Source organism: Pseudonocardia lutea, assembly GCF_042658055.1.
Classification (GTDB): domain Bacteria; phylum Actinomycetota; class Actinomycetes; order Mycobacteriales; family Pseudonocardiaceae; genus Pseudonocardia; species Pseudonocardia lutea.
Genome location: NZ_JBHSQK010000043.1, coordinates 48140 through 54139, shown reverse-complemented (window position 1 = coordinate 54139; position 6000 = coordinate 48140). Strand labels below are relative to the sequence as shown.

The following is a 6000-nucleotide window of genomic DNA, read 5'->3' as shown; positions in this document are numbered from 1 at the left end:
GTAGAGGATCGCGATGTCCTTGGGGTCCGTCGTCCGCAGCATCCGCACGAACGTCGAGCCCTTCCCGGCCCGTCGTGCCGGGTACGCGCGGGTGGCGGTCGGTCTCGACTCGGTAGCGGTCATGCGTTCGCTCCGTCTCGTGAGTTCCGTCGCGGCGGCGCGACGACTCCCTCGGAGCCGCCGTCGCGGCCGACCGGCCCCCGGGTGAGGTCCGCCCGTGGGCTCGGGTGCGCCCGGGCTGCCGCCCGCGCGCCGACGCTCTACCCCCTCGTCGACGGAGTACTCATCCGCCGGGGGTGCCGGGATCGGGACGGCGCCAGATGTCCCGCTCGTGCAGGAGCTCGATCTGCCTGTCGGTGACCTCCCGCCGGTACTCGTCGTGCGAGTACGGCTTCCGGTCCAGGTAGAGGTTCTTCGGGTAGATCGGCTCCCGGTAGATGACCCGGTACTGCTCCGTGGTGAGGTCCTTGAGCCAGTTGCCGAACTGCGCGCGGGAGCGGAAGTCGCGCAGCGCCTGGATGTCGATCGTGCCCGCGACGTAGGTGGAGTGCCCGGCGTAGCCCACCTGGCCGACGACGGTCCCGCGGTAGTCGCAGACCATGCTGGGGGAGCCGAAGGTGTCGATGGGGATGTCGGACTCGGCGTCCAGGTAGTACGTGCCGACCTGGTTCGCGATCACGTACATGTTGTTGTCCAGCGCCCGGGCCCGGTTCTGGATCTCGAAGAAGCCGTTGCCGGCGTGCGGGTGCGGGTAGGGGCCGCGGTAGGCGACCTCGCAGCCGTTCATGGCCAGTCCGCGCGCGTTCTCCGGGTACGAGGCCTCGTTGGCCATCATCACGCCCAGCCGCCCGATCTCCGTGTCCGCCACCGGGTAGAAGGCGTCGAGGCCGTCGCCGTAGAGCTCGACCCAGCGGTCCCACACGTCGTGCGGGGTGACCGAGTGCTCCACGGGCTGCAGCGGCACCACCTTGTGGTGGACGAGCACGATCTCCTCGGCCGGCGAGATCGCGAAGCCGACGTTGAAGAACCGGCCCGGGAACTCGGGGTGCCGGGCCTTCGCGGTGGCCATGACGTAGGCGCCCCACTTGGCGGCCAGGGCGCCGAGCGCGTCGGTCTCGGGCCCGGGGATGTCGATGGCGCACTCCGCGGCGAACCACTCGTGGTCGTGGTCGAGGACCTCGTCGTTGAAGCCCTGCAGCGCGCCCTCGGGGATGGTGATCAGCCGGACCGGGAGAGCCATCGCCGACAGCCAGGACGCCGCCTTCATCAGGTGGCCGAGATGCTCGATGTTGCGCTTGATCTCGTCGCGGTACCGGATGCCCCGCATCGTCGGGATCAGCCCGACGACCTGGTAGGGCTCGATCACGGCGCTCCCTCCTCTCGCCCCCGCGTCACCCTGGGCGGGGTCGACGAAGTTACGCCGTTCGGCGGCGCACGGCCAGGCCGCTCCGTCCGCGGTGTCGAACTTCCCGATGCCTCTGGGGGACAGGGGTGTCCGGCCGGTTCGGGAGGCGGCGTCCCCGCCCGTGAGCCGACGCCGGACCGCGGGCCTGCAAACGCGCTCCACCGTCGGGTCACGCGGGCGGCGCTGTGCCGACACCGGCGCAAGCCCTCGACCGTCGCAGGGCGAGCGGCCGTCCGCCCGACACGGTCCGGCACGCTCATGGGGTCGCTCGGCGGTGTCCGTGCCGCCGTGCCCTGGCCCAGAGTGGGACCGCGCGGCGGCGCACACCTGCGTCGTGGCCCGACGACATCGGAGGCAGCGCATGGCCACGATCACCACGGTCGACGGGACCGAGATCTTCTACAAGGACTGGGGGACTGGCCGGCCCATCGTCTTCAGCCACGGCTGGCCGCTGTCGAGCGACGACTGGGACACCCAGATGTTGTTCTTCCTCCAGCAGGGCTACCGCGTCATCGCCCACGACCGCCGCGGCCACGGGCGCTCCACCCAGACCGCCGACGGCCACGACATGGACCACTACGCCGACGACCTGGCCGCGCTGACCTCGTACCTCGATCTCCGGGACGCCGTGCACGTGGGGCACTCCACGGGTGGTGGCGAGGTCGTGCACTACATCGCGCGGCACGGCGAGGGCCGGGTGGCGAAGGCGGTGCTGATCAGCGCCGTGCCGCCGCTCATGGTGCAGACCGAGGCGAACCCCGGCGGACTGCCCAAGAGCGTGTTCGACGACCTCCAGGCCCAGCTGGCCGCCAACCGCTCCGAGTTCTACCGCGCCCTGCCCTCCGGGCCCTTCTACGGCTACAACCGCCCGGGGGCGGAACCGTCCGAGGCGATCATCGCCAACTGGTGGCGGCAGGGGATGATGGGCAGCGCGAAGGCCCACTACGACGGCATCGTCGCCTTCTCCCAGACCGACTTCACCGACGACCTCAAGCGGATCACCGTGCCCGTGCTGGTGATGCACGGCGACGACGACCAGATCGTCCCCTACGCCGACTCCGCGCCGCTGTCGGCGGAGCTGGTGCAGGACGGGACCCTGAAGACCTACGAGGGCTTCCCGCACGGGATGCCGACCACCGAGGCGGCGACCATCAACGCCGACCTCCTGGCCTTCATCCGATCCTGACCGGCCCGGAGGACGCGGAGCCCGGCGCCCCGCACCTCGCCCCGGAGGAGAACTCCCGACACGGCCGGCTCGCCTTCCGGCCGCAGCCGCCGCTCGTCCCGTCGGCGGGGCCCGGGCTGCAGGCCTTCACCGACGACGACGGCGGGCAGCTCGGCCTCGCCTACGTCCCGCCGCCGCGCGAGGACCGCCCGCTGCGGCTCGTGCTGCTCCTGCACGGGGCCGGCGGGTCGGCGCGCCAGGGGATCGAGCTGCTGCACCCGCTGGCCGACCGGTACCGGCTGGTGCTGGTCGCGCCGAAGTCGCGGCTCGCGACCTGGGACGTCATCGCCGACGGCTACGGCCCGGACGTGCGCCGCATCGACCGGCTGCTCGACCAGGTCGCGGCGACCCGCCCGGTCGACCGGTTCACCGTCGGCGGTTTCTCCGACGGCGCCTCCTACGCCCTCTCGCTCGGCCTCGCCAACGGCGACGTGTTCGACTCGGTCCTCGCGTTCTCCCCGGGCTTCGCCGCGCCGCTGGTCCGGCACGGCAGCCCGCGGTTCTTCGTCTCGCACGGCACCGAGGACCGCGTCCTGCCCGTCGACCGCTGCAGCCGGCCGCTCGTCACCCGCCTCGAGCGGGCCGGGTACGCCGTCGAGTACCACGAGTTCGACGGCCCGCACGTGGTCCCCGCCGAGGTGGTCGAGCGGGCCGGGACGTGGCTGACGGGGGACGCGGGCGAGACCGGCTGAGGGCCGGGCGCGGCGGGCGAACGGCCTTCCGGAATAACCACGGATCGGCCGTCGCGGCAGGCCGCTTCCCGTCGGATCCTGGGGGTCCCACGACAGCCGACCAGGAGCAGGGATCACCGTGTACGTGCCGACCCACTTCGCCCCCGACGACCGGGACGTGCAGCAGCTGCTGACGCACCACGGCGCCGCCGACCTGGTCACCCACGGGCCGGAGGGACTGGAGGCGACGATGCTGCCGTTCGTCCACGACCGCGACCGGGGCACCCTGCTGGGCCACCTCGCGCGCAACAACGACCACTGGACGCGGGCGGACGGGTGCCGGGCGCTGGTGATCGTCCGCGGTCCGGACTCCTACGTCAGCCCGTCCTGGTACGCCTCGAAGGCCGAGCACGGGCGCGTCGTCCCGACCTGGAACTACGTGACCGCGCACGTGCACGGCACGGTGACCGTCCACGACGACGTCGACTGGCTCGAGGACGTGGTGCGGCGGCTGACCGACCTGCACGAGGCGGGCCGCCCGGCGCCGTGGCGGGTCGAGGACGCCCCGGAGAAGTACTTCCGCGGCCAGCTGCGCGCGATCGTGGGTGTCGAGGTGCACATCGAGCGGGTCGAGGCGAAGTTCAAGCTCAGCCAGAACCGGCCGGCCGCGGACATCGACGGCGTGGTCGACGGCCTGTACTCGGTCGGCGACACCCGGGGTGCGGAGGCGGTCGCCGCGCACCGGCCGTGAGGACCCCGCCCGGCGCCCGGCCGGCTCGGCGGATGAGCCTGCCGGCCGGGGAGCGGGCCCGGCCGTCAGCCGACCAGGCGGGCGACGAGCCGCCGCTGCAGGGCCAGGGCGGCCTCGGGGGCGCCGGGACGGGCGGGGCCGGCCGGCGGGCGGGACCCGTCGCGGGAGCCCCGTTCGACGGGAACGGTGCGGGTGGCGGTGGCGCTCATGGCGGCTCTCCTTCGCACGTGACCGGGGCGATCGCCCCGCACGGAGAACCGTCCCGCGGACCGCGGCCCGGCACCGTCGGCCCGGTGGTCGACGCCGGGGCGGACGCCGGTGTCGGGCGATCGGCCGACATCCGTTCAGGCGCGCGGGACCTGCAGCGCGAACCACAGCTCCGCCCGCACCCCCGGCGAGTCCAGGTCCCGCCCGAGCAGCTCGGCCGCCTTGCCGATCCGGGCGCGCAGGGTGTGCCGGTGCACCCCCAGCGCCGCGGCCGCGGGGTCCCACTGCCCGTGGTGGGCCAGCCACTCGCGCAGGGACGCGACCAGGTCGCCGCGGCCGCGCGCGTCGTGCCGCACCAGCGGGTCCAGCAGCGCCTCCGCGAAGGCCGCGGCGTCCCGGGCGGGCACCAGGTCGCGCAGGCCGCTCCCGGCCAGGTCGGCGAACCGCACCCGGGCGCGCCCGAGCCGGCGGGCCGCGTCGAGCGCCCGGCCGGCCTGCTCGACTGCGGTGTGCAGCGGACCGGCGGGCGGGCCCGCGCCGTGGCCGGGGAACGGGTCCGGGGCCGGGCCGCGCACCGGCTCGGACATCCCCGCGCGCACGTCCGGGACGCGCTCGGCCGCCGCCAGCGCGTCCGCCGCCAGCCCCGGATCGGCGACCACGACGACGGCGCCGTCGAGCTCGGCGGCGAAGAGCGACTCGTCGTCGAGCGCCTCCAGGGCGTCGAGCAGCTCGTCCGCCGAGCCGGAGCGCCCGCGCAGAGCCAGGACCAGCGCACCCTCGCCCGGCGGCCGGCCCCAGAGCGGTTCGGCGATCGTGGCGGCGCCCGCGCCGGGGAGCTCGACCATCGCGCGCAGCACCGCCGTGCGCAGCGCCCGCTCGGCCCGGCCGACGGCGGTCGCGCGGGCGTGCAGCAGCGTGAGCACCGAGACCGCCGCCCCGACGACCTGCAGGTCCACCGGGCTGAACGGTGCCGGGCGGCCGACCGCGAGCACGCCGGGGCCGGGGAGTCGCAGCCGGTGCAGCACCACCTGGCCCGCGCCGTCCGCGCCCTCCGTGGTGGTCGCGCTCGTCGCGCCGTGTCGGCCGCGCACTCGCGCGAGCTCCGGCCGCAGCCCGGACAGCCGCCGGGCCGCGGTGCGCGGCGCGCAGACGCGGACCCGGTCGCCGGCGTCGACCACCGCGGCCCAGCCGCCGAGGAGCTCGGCGAGGCGGCGGACCACGCCCCCGGCCCCGCCGCGGCCCACCGCGGCCGCGGTGAGCGAGCGTTGCGCCTGGTCGGTGCGTACGACCTGGGCGTAGGACTCGGCGGCGAGCGCGGCGGACACCGCCTTCGCGATCGCGAGGAACGGGGTGCGCTCGGGCACCACCAGCAGCGGCAGCCCGTGCTCGGCGCAGGACCGGACGAGCGCCGGGGGAACCTGCGCGTAGCCCAGGTCCGTGCCGAAGCCGAGGCCGGCCAGGCGGTGGGCGGCGAGGCGGGCGGCGTAGTCCTCGGCGGTGGTGCCGGCGAGGGCGAGCCCGGTGGTGAGCAGCAGCTCGCCGCCGTCGAGGTACGGGGTGGGATCGGCCAGCTCGCTGCTGTGCACCCAGCTCACCGGCCGGTCGAGGCCCGCGCCGGCGGCGGCGACCGACAGCCCGAGCCCACGGTCGGCGAGCAGGTCCCCGAGCGTGACCGGCATCGGCCCCCCTCCCCGCGACGGGTGGACGAAACGTCCCGTCACGGCCGGAGAACGGGACGAAC

6 protein-coding genes are annotated in these 6000 nt (G+C 75.0%); 3 read left to right on the top strand and 3 right to left on the bottom strand.

Annotated elements, in window-relative coordinates:
* Positions 1-283: 283 nt before the first annotated feature.
* On the bottom strand, positions 284-1366 hold the full coding sequence (locus tag ACFQH9_RS17515) for a nitrilase-related carbon-nitrogen hydrolase (RefSeq protein WP_379567212.1): 1083 nt from the start codon (positions 1364-1366) through the stop codon (positions 284-286).
* 400 nt (positions 1367-1766) lie between these two features.
* On the opposite strand from ACFQH9_RS17515, the gene ACFQH9_RS17510 reads away from it, so the two are divergent.
* From ACFQH9_RS17510 to ACFQH9_RS17500, 3 genes are all read left to right on the top strand, one after another.
* Entirely contained in the window at positions 1767-2591 is an 825-nt protein-coding gene (locus ACFQH9_RS17510; RefSeq protein WP_379567211.1) for an alpha/beta fold hydrolase, read from the top strand.
* Positions 2592-2791: 200 nt separating this feature from the next.
* Positions 2792-3322 (top strand): alpha/beta hydrolase, encoded by a 531-nt coding sequence (locus ACFQH9_RS17505; RefSeq protein ID WP_379567210.1) that lies wholly within the window; start codon positions 2792-2794, stop codon positions 3320-3322.
* A 118-nt stretch (positions 3323-3440) separates the two neighbouring features.
* Positions 3441-4052, top strand: a complete 612-nt coding sequence (locus ACFQH9_RS17500) for an FMN-binding negative transcriptional regulator (protein ID WP_379567209.1) — start codon at positions 3441-3443, stop codon at positions 4050-4052.
* Between the two features lie 65 nt (positions 4053-4117).
* On the opposite strand, the gene ACFQH9_RS17495 is transcribed toward ACFQH9_RS17500, so the two are convergent.
* Both ACFQH9_RS17495 and ACFQH9_RS17490 read right to left on the bottom strand, forming a co-directional pair.
* Positions 4118-4261 carry a hypothetical protein gene (locus ACFQH9_RS17495; RefSeq protein ID WP_379567208.1) on the bottom strand — a complete coding sequence of 48 codons (144 nt, stop codon included), beginning with the start codon at positions 4259-4261 and terminating at the stop codon, positions 4118-4120.
* A gap of 135 nt (positions 4262-4396) precedes the next feature.
* Positions 4397-5938: a helix-turn-helix domain-containing protein gene (locus tag ACFQH9_RS17490; protein ID WP_379567207.1), complete on the bottom strand. Its 1542-nt coding sequence runs from the start codon at positions 5936-5938 to the stop codon at positions 4397-4399.
* Positions 5939-6000 lie beyond the last annotated feature (62 nt).

Excerpts from the sequence above, each read along its gene's own strand:
- ACFQH9_RS17510 (WP_379567211.1), top strand. The coding sequence starts at position 1,767 with ATGGCCACGATCACCACGGTCGACGGGACCGAGATCTTCTACAAGGAC.
- ACFQH9_RS17490 (WP_379567207.1), bottom strand. The coding sequence starts at position 5,938 with ATGCCGGTCACGCTCGGGGACCTGCTCGCCGACCGTGGGCTCGGGCTG.
- ACFQH9_RS17495 (WP_379567208.1), bottom strand. The coding sequence starts at position 4,261 with ATGAGCGCCACCGCCACCCGCACCGTTCCCGTCGAACGGGGCTCCCGC.